At 26.3% G+C, this 14,897-nt stretch carries 19 protein-coding genes; 5 read left to right on the top strand and 14 right to left on the bottom strand.

Annotation, left to right across the window (positions count from 1 at the left end; genetic code table 11):
• Nucleotides 1-54: 54 nt before the first annotated feature.
• The 6 genes from C0982_RS08710 to C0982_RS08685 all read right to left on the bottom strand — a co-directional run bounded on the left by C0982_RS08710 (nt 55) and on the right by C0982_RS08685 (nt 5,716).
• A complete protein-coding gene (locus C0982_RS08710; RefSeq protein WP_101773841.1) occupies nt 55-672 on the bottom strand; it encodes a hypothetical protein in 618 nt (205 codons plus the stop codon).
• Nucleotides 673-713: 41 nt separating this feature from the next.
• Nucleotides 714-971: a hypothetical protein gene (locus C0982_RS08705; RefSeq protein WP_101773840.1), complete on the bottom strand. Its 258-nt coding sequence runs from the start codon at nt 969-971 to the stop codon at nt 714-716.
• A gap of 332 nt (nt 972-1,303) precedes the next feature.
• The gene (locus C0982_RS08700) at nt 1,304-2,104 is read right to left on the bottom strand and encodes an ABC transporter permease (RefSeq protein ID WP_101773839.1); all 801 of its coding nucleotides are present in this window, start codon (nt 2,102-2,104) and stop codon (nt 1,304-1,306) included.
• Nucleotides 2,097-3,080, bottom strand: coding sequence for an ABC transporter ATP-binding protein (locus tag C0982_RS08695; protein ID WP_101773838.1), 984 nt, complete (start codon nt 3,078-3,080; stop codon nt 2,097-2,099). Before C0982_RS08695 ends, C0982_RS08700 begins: the two co-directional genes overlap by 8 nt.
• Nucleotides 3,081-3,128: 48 nt before the next feature.
• Entirely contained in the window at nt 3,129-3,944 is an 816-nt protein-coding gene (locus C0982_RS08690; protein ID WP_101773837.1) for an ABC transporter permease, read from the bottom strand.
• A 641-nt stretch (nt 3,945-4,585) separates the two neighbouring features.
• A complete protein-coding gene (locus C0982_RS08685) occupies nt 4,586-5,716 on the bottom strand; it encodes a hypothetical protein (RefSeq protein ID WP_101773836.1) in 1,131 nt (376 codons plus the stop codon).
• Nucleotides 5,717-6,226: 510 nt separating this feature from the next.
• On the opposite strand from C0982_RS08685, the gene C0982_RS08680 reads away from it, so the two are divergent.
• On the top strand, nt 6,227-6,901 hold the full coding sequence (locus C0982_RS08680) for a YidC/Oxa1 family membrane protein insertase (RefSeq protein WP_101773835.1): 675 nt from the start codon (nt 6,227-6,229) through the stop codon (nt 6,899-6,901).
• A gap of 95 nt (nt 6,902-6,996) precedes the next feature.
• The gene (locus C0982_RS08675; RefSeq protein WP_101773834.1) at nt 6,997-7,338 is read left to right on the top strand and encodes a ribonuclease G; all 342 of its coding nucleotides are present in this window, start codon (nt 6,997-6,999) and stop codon (nt 7,336-7,338) included.
• Nucleotides 7,339-7,448: 110 nt separating this feature from the next.
• On the opposite strand, the gene C0982_RS08670 is transcribed toward C0982_RS08675, so the two are convergent.
• Both C0982_RS08670 and C0982_RS08665 read right to left on the bottom strand, forming a co-directional pair.
• The gene (locus C0982_RS08670) at nt 7,449-8,540 is read right to left on the bottom strand and encodes a cell wall-binding repeat-containing protein (protein ID WP_101773833.1); all 1,092 of its coding nucleotides are present in this window, start codon (nt 8,538-8,540) and stop codon (nt 7,449-7,451) included.
• 388 nt (nt 8,541-8,928) lie between these two features.
• Entirely contained in the window at nt 8,929-9,552 is a 624-nt protein-coding gene (locus C0982_RS08665; RefSeq protein ID WP_101773832.1) for a DsbA family protein, read from the bottom strand.
• 293 nt (nt 9,553-9,845) lie between these two features.
• On the opposite strand from C0982_RS08665, the gene C0982_RS08660 reads away from it, so the two are divergent.
• Nucleotides 9,846-10,127, top strand: coding sequence for a GNAT family N-acetyltransferase (locus C0982_RS08660; RefSeq protein WP_101773831.1), 282 nt, complete (start codon nt 9,846-9,848; stop codon nt 10,125-10,127).
• Between the two features lie 121 nt (nt 10,128-10,248).
• Here the strand turns inward: C0982_RS08660 and C0982_RS08655 are convergent, their stop codons facing one another.
• Nucleotides 10,249-10,941, bottom strand: a complete 693-nt coding sequence (locus C0982_RS08655) for a CPBP family intramembrane glutamic endopeptidase (protein ID WP_101773830.1) — start codon at nt 10,939-10,941, stop codon at nt 10,249-10,251.
• Nucleotides 10,942-11,121: 180 nt separating this feature from the next.
• Nucleotides 11,122-11,283, bottom strand: a complete 162-nt coding sequence (locus tag C0982_RS10575; RefSeq protein ID WP_180946921.1) for a hypothetical protein — start codon at nt 11,281-11,283, stop codon at nt 11,122-11,124.
• Between the two features lie 50 nt (nt 11,284-11,333).
• Here C0982_RS10575 and C0982_RS10815 point away from each other — a divergent pair, with 50 nt between their 5' ends.
• Nucleotides 11,334-11,459 (top strand): hypothetical protein, encoded by a 126-nt coding sequence (locus tag C0982_RS10815; protein ID WP_278336048.1) that lies wholly within the window; start codon nt 11,334-11,336, stop codon nt 11,457-11,459.
• 115 nt (nt 11,460-11,574) lie between these two features.
• On the opposite strand, the gene C0982_RS08650 is transcribed toward C0982_RS10815, so the two are convergent.
• Nucleotides 11,575-11,883: a cell wall-binding repeat-containing protein gene (locus tag C0982_RS08650; protein ID WP_101773829.1), complete on the bottom strand. Its 309-nt coding sequence runs from the start codon at nt 11,881-11,883 to the stop codon at nt 11,575-11,577.
• A 274-nt stretch (nt 11,884-12,157) separates the two neighbouring features.
• Between C0982_RS08650 and C0982_RS08645 the strand changes: the two genes are divergently transcribed.
• Nucleotides 12,158-13,294, top strand: a complete 1,137-nt coding sequence (locus tag C0982_RS08645) for a cell wall-binding repeat-containing protein (protein ID WP_101773828.1) — start codon at nt 12,158-12,160, stop codon at nt 13,292-13,294.
• A gap of 196 nt (nt 13,295-13,490) precedes the next feature.
• Here the strand turns inward: C0982_RS08645 and C0982_RS08640 are convergent, their stop codons facing one another.
• From C0982_RS08640 to C0982_RS08630, 3 genes are all read right to left on the bottom strand, one after another.
• On the bottom strand, nt 13,491-14,027 hold the full coding sequence (locus C0982_RS08640) for a flavin reductase family protein (RefSeq protein WP_101773827.1): 537 nt from the start codon (nt 14,025-14,027) through the stop codon (nt 13,491-13,493).
• 403 nt (nt 14,028-14,430) lie between these two features.
• Nucleotides 14,431-14,613 carry a hypothetical protein gene (locus C0982_RS08635; RefSeq protein WP_101773826.1) on the bottom strand — a complete coding sequence of 61 codons (183 nt, stop codon included), beginning with the start codon at nt 14,611-14,613 and terminating at the stop codon, nt 14,431-14,433.
• A gap of 126 nt (nt 14,614-14,739) precedes the next feature.
• Nucleotides 14,740-14,897, bottom strand: a 158-nt coding sequence (locus C0982_RS08630) for a helix-turn-helix domain-containing protein (protein WP_101773825.1), incomplete at its 5' end; no start/stop codon positions are given.

Raw genomic sequence — 14,897 nt, 5'->3', positions numbered from 1 at the left:
TAGCTGAAATACAATCTAGGTGCTTTTTGCGCGAAATATATTATATTATAGTAATTAATCTTCTAACAATTCATCTCCAAAGATTCCTAAAATTCCTTTTCCAAACTCATCATCGATAACAACTTTCCATTTATTATCTATTTTTTTAAGAGTTATGTCAATTTTTTTTGTTGATATCGTCTTTGTATTTTTTATTGCTGATAGCATCTCGACTTCTTCATCACTATTTTCATCAATTGCATTTTCCAACAAATTTTTTATGATTTTTGTAAAATCTTTATTTGATATTTCGCAGGAAATAACTGTTTGATCTCCTTTGCTTTCTACATTTAAAATCTTGTATGATAATTTTTCAAACATTGCTTCTACAAGCCTTTTGTCTTCTTTATCGTCCATATCATCAAAATACTTATTGCCGCTTATCATATAATTTTTTCCTTTGACTTCAGGATAAATAACGTATTCATTAAGAGTTTTTCCATCAGATTTTTTTAAAGATGAAATAACTATCTTAAGAGTTTCTTCTGGAGAACCTGCTTTTACTTCAGATTCTTTTTTTACTTCCACTTTAGTGGTATTTTTATCATCCGTTTTTGCCTTATTATCTTTTTTGCATCCCACTAGTGTAATAGATAAAAGTACAGATATTGTCAATAGCGTTAATTTCCTCATAAACACATCCTCCCTTGATTCACAAACATATTATTCATAGATTATTCGTTGCTGCTCTTATATAGCTTTATACCTTTTTTAACTCCTATACAAAATGTTACCCCTGTGAATATCAGCATTGGAATATTTGTGATAAGACTTCTATATATTTCCGGTGTTTTTAAATCATATTCTTCAACTGAAGGAATTATTAAGAAAGATATATTTCTCCAAAACTCACTAAAGTTTATTAAAAATCCAACAAAACTTATTAATGAAATTAATAAACAAAAAGTTACTATAAAATTGGTCTTTTTCATAAAAAGAATCTCCTTTCATACAGGATTTAACTTCATATTAATTTACTTTTACAATTTGAATGATTTTACCTGCATTGCAAAAAAATTGTACTTTTGAAATTTACAATAATTTTTACTTTTATATAACACTTATTTTATATTACAGATTTTATCATGTATCTTTAGAACTTTGTGTACAGTCATTATATCACATTAACATCTAAAACATCTATATGTTAAAAATCCTATAGGATTTTATGAAAAAGAATCCTTCCTAGTAAATATAAATTTATCATCTTTAGATATTTATCAACCCTTACAATACCAATTAAATAACACTACAAAAATTTTCACTAATAAAAATTAAAACTTCCAACTTTTTTATTATTATGTTCAGCAAACTTAACTATAACTACAGTCAAAACTAACATCATAAGTAGAATAATCACAAAATATAATAACTCCTTAATATTAAAACTAATACCTAAAAATATGCTTCGAAACACATCAAGAGCATACTTTAACGGATATATAGCAGAAATAACTTGTAGTGCTGTAGGCAGTGCTTGAACAGGAAATCTAACCCCTGCAAATAAATCCATAGGTAAATCTATTAAATTAAATAGAAATGAGGCATCCTTAGAAAATAGAAATATAGCATTCATAAATGCTCCCCAAATACCTGCTGACAATAATATTATCATAATGGCCCCAATAGATTTGAAAAAAGTTAAAGTATCGAAGCTTCCTTTTAAATATATAATGTATACCGTGCACAAAAGTATTATCCAAATATTTTCAACTAAAGCACTAAAAGCCCTAGCTATCATAAGAAGTGTTTTATTACACGGACTTAAAAATATAATTTCAAGTGTTCCATTTTTTCTTTCTTCACTCATATGAAACGCACTTTGCATCATTGAAAAAAATACGTTGAGTCCCATTGCTCCTATGCACAAAAAAATCATAAGCTCTTTTTTACCATTTATACCAAATCTATAAATATGCTTTAATTCAAAGGAAGAATATGTAAAGTATGTACTTGCTAGAATAAGAGCAGGCCAGAGGAAAAGACTTATATAAATACTGATATTGTGGTATCTATTTTTTATCAGTTTTCTAACTTCTACAACGAATATATTAAAGCTATGCATCAATATTCCCCCCTTTTGAAAATATTGAAATTAATATATCTTCTAATTTTGGCTCTGTGCTTTTTGTATCTATTATATCTATGTTATTTTTAATAAGTATATTTAACACTTCCGGCAGTATATTTTCTTTTAGTGATGCATCAATAAGCATCCCTTCTTCGTTTTCATAATAATCAAATTTGGTTCCATTTAGATTATCTAGTTCTTTTTTTACTGATGAATTTATATACGAAACTTTTATACTATACTGAAAATATGTTTTATATTTTTCTTTTACATCGTCTATCTTACCTTCGAGTACAATTTCTCCCTTGTCAATTATATATAAATAATCACACATCTCCTCCACATCTATAATATGATGAGTTGTAAGAAGCACGCCTTTATTTTCGTCTTTGGCAAGTTTCTTTATGTAATTTCTAAGCTCTCTTGCTATTACAACATCAAGTCCCAATGTTGGCTCATCTAAAAATATATAATCCGGATCGTTTATAAGTCCTCTTGCAATTTGCATTCTTTGTTTCATACCTTTAGAATATTTTTCAATTATAACATTTTCAAAATCTGCCAATCCTACAACATCAATAATTTTATCTATTCTATTTTTCAACGTCTTTTTGTCTATTTTATAAAGAGATCCAAAGTAAAATAAATTTTCGCGTGCTGTAAGTCTCCAATAAAGACCTTTCTCTCCACCTATTATCATATTAATTTTTTCTCTGGCCAAGTTTGGATTTTTCACAATATCAATTCCATCTATTTCTATATTTCCACTGCTCGGTGAAAGAATAGTTGTTAGCATTTTTATCGTTGTGCTTTTACCTGCTCCATTAAGACCCAATAGACCTATTATCTGCCCTTTTTCAACCTGTAAGTTAATCCCCTTCACTGCCTCTATATATCTTTTATTTCCTCTTTTAAATAATCCACTATTTTCAACGACTTCATATGTTTTTTTTAAATCATTTACTATCATAGTATCCTCCTAGTTGCTTGTCTTATATTCAAATGTATTATATCTATATTAAAAAAGTAATTGTTCTATTATTTTAGGCTCCATCTTCTTTAAAATCTTTATGCCTATAAAAATATATATAATACTCTGAATTCCGACAAATAATATATCTGATTTATACATAAAAATATCATTTCCAAGTATCAGCGCACCTCTAAATATTCCAAGCACATTAGTAAGAGGAAATAATTTGGATACCCATTGTAAGCTTATGTGTAAATATTCAACAGGAAAAATTACTCCGCAAAGGAAGTCCATAGCTACAAAAATAGTGTTTAATACTAAATAACTCTCCCTTGAAAATATTAGAATACTTGATATAAGAATTGACATTGAAAAAAATGCTATCAAAGCAATTAAAAGCACAATTAAAATTGTAAATAAATTTACATTTGCAAATCTAGCACCAATCATGTATCCCACTATTAATATTATAAGCGCTTCTAGTATCAATTTATCTAGTTGCTCAAAAAGGCAACCAATGTAATATCCTAACCTTGAAGTTGGACTCATAAATATGTTTTGTATAGTTCCTTCCGTTATCTCTGACATCATACTTTTACCAATATTTAGTATTATAGTCATTGATATTACATTAAATAAAGCACCCAAACATATATATGATATATAGTTAGATGTGTTTGTAATAGTAGAAAACGAATCACTAACTTGGCTATTAAATACAAATTTATAAATAATCACCGGAAATACTATATTAAAGATACCGGTAATAACTAACGATACAATTGTACTAATTGGATACGCTCTTTTTACTTCTAAGCGCTTTCTAACATATGTTTGAATAATATTGTTTATTTTAATCACATCCTATTAAATTTAATTTCAGCAGTTCGATAATTCATTTTATAAAATCGTTTTTCAAAGTCCACTCTATTCATTTTAAAATGATAGCTTCTATTTCTTTCGGATTATATTCTTCATCTAATACACTAGACTTTATATATCCTTATAAATCTTTTTTTAGCTTTGTTTAAGAGTATACTTCTATAAGACTATTAAGTTTATATAACACTTTCTTAATTACTTAAAATTGTATGTAGATTTACATATCTTTGTTAATTATTTTACTATTACTATATTAGAGATTAAATATAATATTGTCAAGTAAATTCTGAAAATTTTAAATCATAACTATTTTAATAATAGCAGTTTACTTAATAATACACTTTTAAATGAAATATTTTATTCAAATTAGTTAACTAAAAAATACAACAAAAAGAGGTATCTTTTTATAGGTATACCTCTTTATAAACGTTTAAATATATTTATATTACAGATTTTATCAAATATTTTTAGAAACTTTATGAACAGTCATCATATAACTTTAACCTCTAAAGCATATGCATGTTATAAGCCCTCTATAACTTCTTAAGAGAAGAATTATTAACTACTTAAAAGATACCAAGATAATTATACAAAAAATTTTTATGACTTAATTTATTTTACTAAAATTTTATGTTGATAGAATTGTAAATATGATTTTTTCTAGTTATGTAAAAACTTTTTATATACTTTACTTCAATCCAATAATGCAATATTTTTAATATTACTTCTCGGACTTTCTTTTTTCTAGAAGCATTATTTGCTTTTAGATCATTATAAATACTTTCAAAGAATATATTTTTATACCTACTATCATCCGTTTCTCTACTATTTGAAATTAGTCGCGCCATTTTACGAATCATATACTCTTTTATTTCGATATTCGCTTTTGTTGATGAAATGGGAACTTTGATTATATCTATACTCATAGTATCTGCTTTTAAATATTTTTTAGCTAGCCTAAAAAGAATTGGTTCTCTTAACAGCTTAACTACTCTAGTGGTTGATTTATTTCCATTAATAGTATAATCATTTCTGTCAATCTGTACATATAATAGCTTTTCCCTTAAAATATTATTCTCATTATTATATGAATTTTCTTTTAAGTATATAGTAATCATTGCATTTTTCATTTTCACCACAGACTTTTCAATATCATTTAATTGACTTTGCTTAGGTGTCTTTGTTTTAGATCCAGACAATGAGTGAAGTATCATTTTGTATGTCATTAGCTGATGCCCATGTTCAAATAAAGTACATATCGCTCTATATACAGCTAAATCATAAAAATTTAATTTTTCTGAACTAATCAAATGTTCTTTTGAAGATAAGATTACATAATCAGCAAAGCTTTTTTTATTTTCTATGCGATACTTTTCAAAAAAATTTATTTCTTTAAATATTCTTTCACTTACAGCATCATTTGAACTAATGATTTCATTTACTCTATTGGTGTTAATGCTTGTAGATTCGATGTTATCAATAATATTTAAGGTTTGAACTATTCTTTTTCTCCAAGTTTTATGTTCTTTATGTATATCTAGTAAATAATTAATACCTTCCTCTGCATTATCTATATTGCTAAAATCATGTATAATCTTTTCAATTTTATAGTCAAACTGTTCTAATTCGTCTGAAAAATTTGTTAATCTATTTTTAAATCCTTTTATAACTTTCTCATATTCTTTCTTATGAATATTTTGATAGCTCACAATTTCATCTAAATTATTAAGCAATTCTCTAGCTGTAAACATAAAAGGATCTATAAAGGTATATCGCCTTCATTTATTTTTAAACCTAAAGCCTCTTCTATAACACTTTTAATATTTTTTTTATTCAAAAAAATCCTCCTAAAATAAACTTTTATATTAAATACCATATTACTCTCTTTTTATTATAAATATAAAAACTATTTCTCGTCAAATTTTATATTTTAATGTTTTTTATTAATATTCACACTGTTAATATTTTTATATAACTTATATATAGATAATATTTTAAAAAATATACTTAATATATAGATATATAACTTCTAAGCATTAAATATATACCTTTATATATAAAAAAGTATACCTTTTCATATAATTTAATACGCTGTATAATTTATACTCAATAATATTTAATAATCATCAAAATAGTCTGTATTATATATTTATATGCATAAAGTATCTTTACTAAAATCACAAAGTTGTGATGTTTTTTTGCTATATTTAGCAATACCATTGTAATTATGACTCAGATCTTTATTAATTTAGGAGGTAATAATGGAATTTATCGCAAATTTTTTTGGAGCAATACTGTACCATATTCTAAATATAGTTGGTAATTACGGCTTTGCCATAATTATTTTCACAATTTTAGTAAAAATATTGCTTACACCATTGTCTATAAAGCAAACTAAATCTACTTTTGTTATGTCTGAATTAAGTCCAAAAATAAAGGAGATTCAAGAAAAATTTCAAAATAAGCCCGAAAAGCTGAATAATGAAATTTCAAAACTTTATAAAGAGGCTAAAGTAAATCCACTATCAGGATGTCTTCCACTGCTAATTCAAATGCCCATTATGTATGCACTTTTTATTGTGTTCAAAGATCCTATTGCTCATGGAGTTTTTGTGGATAACGCAACCTTTTTGCTTTCTATCGAAAATTTCCTTTGGATTAACTCTCTGTCAACACCAGACTATTTGTTGGCTATCTTGTCTGGGATAAGTGCTTTTCTTATGCAAAAAATAAGCACTCCAAAAGATCAAGTACAAGGACCTATGAAAATAATGTCACTAATGGTTGCAGGAATATCTGTATATTCAGGATTAATGTTTCCAGCTGCTCTTACACTTTATTGGAACATCTCAAATATATTTTCAGTTTTACAGTATTTTACTATAACAAATCCACTTAAGAAGAAACTTTCCATGCAAAAAACAGTAAAACAATAATATTATTTTTTATATCATTAATTCTAATTTTACCTCTATATTAAAATTATATTTCTGTTATAATATAATAAATAATAGTATAAAGGAGATTTAATATGGATAATTCAGTTAATACTGTCGAACTAGAAAATGAACTTGACAAGTGGAGTTGGGGAGCATTTACTCTAAGTTTTTACTGGGGAATCGGAAACAAAGCCTATCTAGCTTTATTGACTTTAATACCTGTCTTTAACTTAATTTGGATGTTTGTTTGCGGAATTAAAGGTAGAAAATGGGCTTGGAACAATTATAAAGAAGGAAACTTGGAAACTTTTTTAGAAATACAAAAAACTTGGGATAGAGCGGGGTTAGTAACTCTATTTATTTATCTAGCAATTATTTTAATTTATTTAGCACTTATTTTCTTAGGGCTAGCAACATTCTTTTTAAATTTTTAATCTATTAATTAAAAAATACTAAAAAAGAGGTATCATTTTATATGTATACCTCTTTTTTAGTGTCTAAATATATTTATAATTTATTTTTTCATTTCTATTTTATACATTTTTTATTTATTGAACAGAGTCTTAGAAATAGACTCTGTTCCACCCAATATAATTGTTGTGTTTTTTTCAACTAGTTCTTTAGTATTTTTATTAATACTATCTTTATTTGTAAGCAATAGATTCCATTTATCTGCATTGTTTTGCATTAAATTTACAGCTGATAAAGAATCTGGGAATACTTTTCCTGATACCAAAATATTTTTATTTCCTCTAACCTTTTCATATATCTTCATCGAAGTTTCATATCTATCTACTCCACTTATGCGTTCACTATTTTTTTTACTCTCTATTGATATAGAAGGTACTGATCTTTCTCCTCCAACAATATATACATTCTCTAAACTATTATTTGAATTTATATTTCTAATATTTTCCTCATTATTTAAAACTATAGGTGCATTTAACTCCGCTGCTAGAGATACTGATGACAATGCATCTGGAAAATCTTGACCACTCACAACTATTGCTGAAGTTGAGTCACCCATTTTACTATATATATTTTTTGAAGTTTCATACCTATCAGAGCCTGTTATTCTATTAATATTAACACCTAACTTTGACTTTATAATATTTTCTTGAATATTTGATATAGAATTATTACCACCAATTATTTCAATGTTTTTTACTCCTAAAGACTTCATTGTAGTAATAATTTTATCAGAAACAGAATTTTTATTTAGAAAAAATAATGGTGCATTTATTTTTTTTGCATAAGGTGATGCAGAAAGAGCATCGGCATATCCTTCTCCACTTACAACTACTGCATAATCCGATTTTTTAAAATTGTTGTTTATTGATTTTAAATTTGTTTCATATCTATCTTCACCAGATATCCTAGATATATTACTTGAATCAGTGCTACCTATATTATCAGAATCTGCATCATAAACTAGCTTGTCATTTATATATACTTTTCCATTTTCTATTCTTTGACTAAATATTTCCCCTGTATAATCTACTACCAATTTCTCATTATTGTATACTTTTCCTTCATCCATTCTTATATTATAAGACTCTGCATTTATATCTGTACTCACAAACATAGTGCCTAATACTAAACTTACCACTGCCGCTTTTAAAAATCCTCTTTTCATAAATCCTCCTCATTTCTCCCTTATTACTTTATTATTATTTAACTTGCTTTATATAAAACTATATACGTGTTTTTTATTATTATACTCTTTTCTGACCAGCAATAAATATATATTTCATATATTTTATAAAATCTTAATATTTTTTATAAAATTTTAATTTATTACTCTAATAAACATCTATACGTATTTATACTTCACTTTAGATTTTCTTAATGCTTTTTTATTAAAGTTTTATCTTCCTATAATTTGAGTCAAAATATTATTTTGAAGTTGATTTATAAAAAAAGGAATGCAATCTCTGGTTAACAAGATTCATTCCTTTTTATTTTGCCTTATTTTTTAATTGATACTATAATCTACATATTTGTAATAATTTATTCTTTATAGATTATATGCTTTTTAGTTTTTTTTCCAGCCTTTCAAGATTCATATCACCAACACCGAGTTCAATAAATTTATCATCTTTTTTTAATATCAATGTAGGATAACTATGAACACCTAGCTCTCTAGTCTTTATAAAATCACTATTAGCATCTTTTGTCGAAATTTCACTCTCAAATCTCGAAACTACATCATCCGGATTAAGATTATTAGCAATGGCTATTTCTCTATAAGTATTCGGATCACTAAGACTTTTTCCTTCATTATAAAATGCTTGCGACATAGCTGATGCTAAATAATATGCACGTTCAGGTGCAAAAAAACGTAACGTTGAAAAGCCTTTAGCTGCCATATCAGAATCCATAATAAAAGAGCCTTCATCAATTAAATCTTGATATTTTTCACCGAATTTTGCTCCTGTAATATCAGTTATTCTTTTATTTGATTCTTCAATATATGACATTGTAGATATTGGTTTCTTTCTATCCCCTGTAAACAATCCTCCAGATAAAATAGTCAACGGTAATTCTGGATGGTTCTCATGAAGTGCTTGTATACTTTTAGAAAATCCGTAACACCATCCACAATATGGGTCCCATACATAAATTAAGGAACTTGTATTTTTACTCATTTTAATCTCTCCTCCTACAATTATTTAATTTAACTATTTGTACAAATATACCCATAATTTATATTTTCTAATTTATTAAAAATATATGAGTGATTATTATCTATTTATTTATATATCTAAGCTTGATGGTTTTTATACGTTATTAACCATATTTCCACATTAAATTAGTCCAAATACTTATTTTTAATATTTTTAAATAATGTGTAGTATAATGAAAGTAACAATATATGGGTGTGTTGATTTATAAATTTATAATTTTTGATTTTTAATATATTTACAAGGAGGTATTTAATATGAAAATAATACATAAAAATGGTGAAAAAATAGGGCAATTTATAGCCATGGATGGAGATAATAGAATGGGTGAAGTTTTTTATTCTTGGACTGAAAAGGATAAATTTACAATATCTCACACTGGAGTCAGAGATGAATTTGCTGGTTTAGGAGTAGGTAAAAAATTAGTAATGGCTGCTGTTGAATATGCAAGAAAAAATAATCTAAAAATTAAACCTCTTTGTCCCTTTGCCGCAAAAATTTTTAAAGAAAATAAAGAATTAGATGATTTAGTTTTTTAATTATGTACTATCATTCTCCAACAGTACATAACTAAAATATAATAACTCTATATTATTTTATATATTGATATGCAAAAAACTGATATAAGTTAATATATCAGTTTTTTTATCTATAATATTACTAAAACATTCCTATAATTCCTATAAAATTGTTTAAAAAATGTGCTCCTATTGCAACTTCTAGCCTACCTGTCTTATAATAAAGAATACCCATAACAGCCCCCATTAAAGAATACATGGCGTAGCTTGTTATATTTGTTGGTGTATGAACTGCACCAAATAATAATGCACTGACTATTATACCTATAATTTTTTTATTCTTAAATAAACGTCCTACTATGTATCCTCTAAAAAGAATCTCTTCCACAATTGCTGGGAAAATTGTCATACTTACAATTACTAGATACCAGCTGTAACCTTTATACACTTTTATTAAAGCCTGGTCATTTGCACTAGTATTCATACCTTGAAGATTTAAAATAGCTGTCCCGATATGAGCAATTGCTCGTAAAGCCAAAAATCCTAATAAAATAGTTATAAGATTTTTTTTGTTTATAAATGAAAAATCCAATTTTTGTATCCCCAATTTTTTAGCTAAGTAAATAAATATAATTATGACTAAAATTGATGCTATCATAGGGAATATTGTATCTGCGCCTTGTAATGGAACAGATGGCATGTTTCCGTCTTTTAAACTTTCAATCCCTGCTATACTAATTGCTTTAACAATTTTGACAATATCAGGAATCATAAATAGTATAATCATTAAAATAATTATAAAAAATTCCTTGAAAATTTTTTTTACTGCTGTCATTCACTAATCCTCCTTATAATATCGTGTGTACATCTCATTCTATCATACTCAAATTTAAAATCAACACTTGTATATGTTGTAATAAGTTGAATTATTAGATATTTCTCATTTCATGATATTAAAAAGCACCCACTGATGTAAGTGTTTTCATATTTTTTATTAGTTTAAATTTCTTTTTTATTAGTTCAAATTTCTCAATTCATTTTCTACATTTTTAGACACTGAATTTTCTTCGCCTACGATTATTATATTCGTTATATTTTTATTAGTTATATAGTTCTTTATGTATGAACTGACACTATTTTTTTCGTAAGATATAGAATCAACTTGCTTATTATTCACTATATTATTTATGTTATAATATATATAAATTATTATAAGGAGATTTTATCATGATCCCAGAATTTTTAATTACTTTATTTAATACTGTTATATTAGTTGGGTTAGTTTTTCTTGTGTATAAACTTTCTAAATTCCTAGTAAAAAAAGCATTTAGTAAAAAAACTGACAAATCATAATAAAAAACAATTCCATCTTAGTAGGTGGAATTATTTTATTTAATATAACACAACTATTATGCAATTTATCATATTAAAAAGCACCTACTGATGTAAGTGCTTTTGTATATTTTTATTAGTTTAAATTTCTCAATTCATTTTCTACATTTTTAGATACTGAATTTTCTCCACCAACTATTATTATGTTTTTTATATCGTTGTTTTCTATATATTCTTTAGTATATTTATTTAGTTTATCTGATTTAGTAAGCAAAATAGCTGCCTTATTCACTGTAGCTATTGGTGATGATGCAAGCGAATCTGGATAATCTTCACCACTTGCAATTATTACTGTGTCTATATCTTCTTTTAATACAGTTTTATACCCTTTTGCCACTTCTACCGTAGTTTCATATCTATTTTCTCCCGCCAATCCTTGACACATTTAATTTTTCATCTGCCTTTGTCATACCTACAACTGATAAAAACATAATAACTGATAAACCTAGTGATAATATTTTTTTCATAATTCCTCCTATAATAAATATTTTCTCAATTTTATTGTATCATATTAAGATAAAAAAATAGTTTTATGTAATTTATTGTAATTATTTTATGTGAATAGTTATTATATTTATTGACTTTTACCTCTCTTTAAGATATGTTAAATAATAGATCTATTATTCAGAATTTTTAATTATATATAGGGGGTATCTATTATGAATAAGTTTTTTTTAATTTTTTTAACAAGTGTTTTTGTTCTACCTACTATTTTTGCAACCAGTGCACGTGCTATTGATGAAAAGACTTCTAATACACCATTAGTCGTAGTTTCTAAAGACAAGCCTGTAGACATGCTATCTGCAACGCCTTTAGCTAATAAATTAAATAGCGATATTCTATTTTTCGATGAAAAACCATATTTACATGAATGCATTGGAAAGGAAAGATTAGAACAGAGTGAAAAAATCAAAAATGCTAGTAGCATAATTTTAATTGGAGGAGAGGATTCTTTAAATTCTAAGTATTTCAATGATAATCAGGTTACTCGACTATCTGGTAAAAATAGATATGATACTTCTCTAGAGACACTTAAGTATCATGAAAAACTTAAAAATACAAAAAAAATACATCTAGTATCTGGTAGGTCTTTTGCCGATGCTAGCATTGTAGCTTCAAAGGATACGCCTGTAGTTCTAGTAAATAACATTGATGATAATGAAAATATTAAAATCAAGTCAGAGCTAGATAGATTATCTACTTATAATGTAATAGTAGGAGGAGAAAGTGTAGTTAGTGATTATCTACAAGATTTTTTTAGAGCGGATAGAATTTCAGGAAAAGATAGATACGATACAAGCAAAATATTCTCAGGGAACAACGTTAATGGATATATAGAATCTGATGATATTTCTTTTGTAAATAACATTAAAGATGCACACAAGGCTTTTGAAGAGAACAAAGGGTTCCATCTGAAAAGATATGTAATAAAAGAGGGCGATATAGTCTTTGGTGAAATAAAATATGACTCTAAACTCAATTCTGGTAATAGATTACTTGAAAAAACGAATACTTCAAAAAAACTATACAATCATTTAAATGAATTTATAGAGGGTGTCAATTCTGGTAAATACAAAAGAACATATGAAATCTATAGCTGTACTCTTAACTTTAAAGTGTCTTTTGACAAATATGCGATGAGTTTTAATTACCCTCTACAAAAAATAGATAACTCTCTGTATTTTTCACTATCAGAAAGTGGCACTTCTAAAGGTATCTTCAAAATTCCTCTAAATGACAAGCTAATCGAAAATATATTTAATGAACTAAAATATATTATTGTAAATGAACTTTAGATACGTTTATATGTTATAAAATCGAACTAAGTTCTGTTTCTGGGAAATCACCTTTCATTAATTAGTATAAATATTTTCTGTTAATATTTTGTAGGTATATTTGACGTAAACAACTTAGATAATCGTAATTTTAAAGCAAAAAAGGGCAATCACAATAGATTGTCCTTTTAACATTTATCAATAAAGTATTCCATATTTACTCAATAATATAAGCTTTTACTATCTCTCCATAGTATGCTGTATGGAAATCTTTATTTGAACCAGGATCCGAGCTTTCTATATCTTGCGGATAAAATCGCAGCTTGTCCTCTTCTGAAATTTCATCACTATCTTTCTTTTGTTTGTATATTACTTTACATTCTAGAGTCAAAGGCAATTCTCTAATACCCGGTACAGAAATACACTCCGGCTCTTCTAGTATCAATCCTAGCTCCTTAATTTTATCTATATCTTTTCCGGACTTAGTTCCACAATAACTAAGTACTTGATTATTAGATTCTTCAAGCGAAATATTGATAGTAAATTCTCCATTTTTATTAAGTTGTTCATGAGTAAACCTTTTTTCTCTTACAAAAACGGTGAATATTGGCTTTGCCCACTCAATACCTAATGTTCCCCATGAAATCGTCATCGTATTTACTTTTTCATCAGCTTTAGTAGTTAGTAAAACACCTTTTTCCACATTTTTTATAATTTCTCCTCCATAATCAAAAACATTTATCTCCCTTTTCATAAATAATACCTCCTTTGGATATTCTACACACTAACATCAAATCTACGTATCTCTATTTCATAACACGTTTAAGTCATCCTATTTATTATATATGCTAGTATATCTATTTATAATATAGAATACATCATAAATATAGTGCTATCAAGTTTTACATACGTTTATTCTCAAAATATAATTTTATAAAAATATTAATATTTGAATACTAAGCAAGATACTCTGATAAGATCTATACTTTTAACCAACTTTGTTCTTAGTATATTTGTCATAAACATCATCGATAAACTTTATGAGAAAAAGAAATGTGAAAATAATAGAAAAATCCATTAGCATAGCCAGTGGATTTTTTTCATTTTATTTATTTAATCACATTACAGTGTGATATACGTTTTTTAGTATCATCTTTTTACTTATTAAAATTTTTAAAAAGATACCAGCGAGTTCCACCCTCTTTTTTCACTTTTTCTTCGTTGCCTTTTAAAGCAGTTTCTCCAAATCCCACGTAATCGCTTGTTACATACATAGTTGCACAATAAACAATAACAACTCCTAATATTACAGCTATAACTTTTTTAGATTTTGATTTCATAAAAGTCCCCCCTAATATATAATCATTTCCTCTTCATGTATCACATTGATGTTATAAAGCTTTTTTATATGCATATTTTATTTAAATATTACTAGAGCTATAAAAATAACGATCAAAATATATTATTTATTTTTCTTCTTTTCTATGCTCCAAGATGTCACCTGGAGTGCATTCTAAAAAATCACAAATTTTATCAAGAGTTTCAAACCGTATCCCTTTTGATTTTCCAGTTTTCAATATAGAAAGATTTGTGCTGCTTATCCCTACTGCTTCAGATAAATCTT

This window comes from Peptostreptococcus faecalis, from assembly GCF_900240845.1.
Classification (GTDB): domain Bacteria; phylum Bacillota; class Clostridia; order Peptostreptococcales; family Peptostreptococcaceae; genus Peptostreptococcus; species Peptostreptococcus faecalis.
The sequence above is the reverse complement of the archived record's forward strand: the minus strand, read 5'-3'. Positions and strand labels throughout refer to the sequence as shown.

What these genes read in the sequence shown, in the direction of transcription:
- C0982_RS08710 (WP_101773841.1), bottom strand. Translation starts at nt 672, where the DNA reads ATGAGGAAATTAACGCTATTGACAATATCTGTACTTTTATCTATTACA.
- C0982_RS08705 (WP_101773840.1), bottom strand. Translation starts at nt 971, where the DNA reads ATGAAAAAGACCAATTTTATAGTAACTTTTTGTTTATTAATTTCATTA.
- C0982_RS08700 (WP_101773839.1), bottom strand. Translation starts at nt 2,104, where the DNA reads ATGCATAGCTTTAATATATTCGTTGTAGAAGTTAGAAAACTGATAAAA.
- C0982_RS08695 (WP_101773838.1), bottom strand. Translation starts at nt 3,080, where the DNA reads ATGATAGTAAATGATTTAAAAAAAACATATGAAGTCGTTGAAAATAGT.
- C0982_RS08685 (WP_101773836.1), bottom strand. Translation starts at nt 5,716, where the DNA reads ATGTTTACAGCTAGAGAATTGCTTAATAATTTAGATGAAATTGTGAGC.
- C0982_RS08680 (WP_101773835.1), top strand. Translation starts at nt 6,227, where the DNA reads ATGGAATTTATCGCAAATTTTTTTGGAGCAATACTGTACCATATTCTA.
- C0982_RS08675 (WP_101773834.1), top strand. Translation starts at nt 6,997, where the DNA reads ATGGATAATTCAGTTAATACTGTCGAACTAGAAAATGAACTTGACAAG.
- C0982_RS08670 (WP_101773833.1), bottom strand. Translation starts at nt 8,540, where the DNA reads ATGAAAAGAGGATTTTTAAAAGCGGCAGTGGTAAGTTTAGTATTAGGC.
- C0982_RS08665 (WP_101773832.1), bottom strand. Translation starts at nt 9,552, where the DNA reads ATGAGTAAAAATACAAGTTCCTTAATTTATGTATGGGACCCATATTGT.
- C0982_RS08660 (WP_101773831.1), top strand. Translation starts at nt 9,846, where the DNA reads ATGAAAATAATACATAAAAATGGTGAAAAAATAGGGCAATTTATAGCC.
- C0982_RS08655 (WP_101773830.1), bottom strand. Translation starts at nt 10,941, where the DNA reads ATGACAGCAGTAAAAAAAATTTTCAAGGAATTTTTTATAATTATTTTA.
- C0982_RS10815 (WP_278336048.1), top strand. Translation starts at nt 11,334, where the DNA reads ATGATCCCAGAATTTTTAATTACTTTATTTAATACTGTTATATTAGTT.
- C0982_RS08650 (WP_101773829.1), bottom strand. Translation starts at nt 11,883, where the DNA reads ATGTGTCAAGGATTGGCGGGAGAAAATAGATATGAAACTACGGTAGAA.
- C0982_RS08645 (WP_101773828.1), top strand. Translation starts at nt 12,158, where the DNA reads ATGAATAAGTTTTTTTTAATTTTTTTAACAAGTGTTTTTGTTCTACCT.
- C0982_RS08640 (WP_101773827.1), bottom strand. Translation starts at nt 14,027, where the DNA reads ATGAAAAGGGAGATAAATGTTTTTGATTATGGAGGAGAAATTATAAAA.
- C0982_RS08635 (WP_101773826.1), bottom strand. Translation starts at nt 14,613, where the DNA reads ATGAAATCAAAATCTAAAAAAGTTATAGCTGTAATATTAGGAGTTGTT.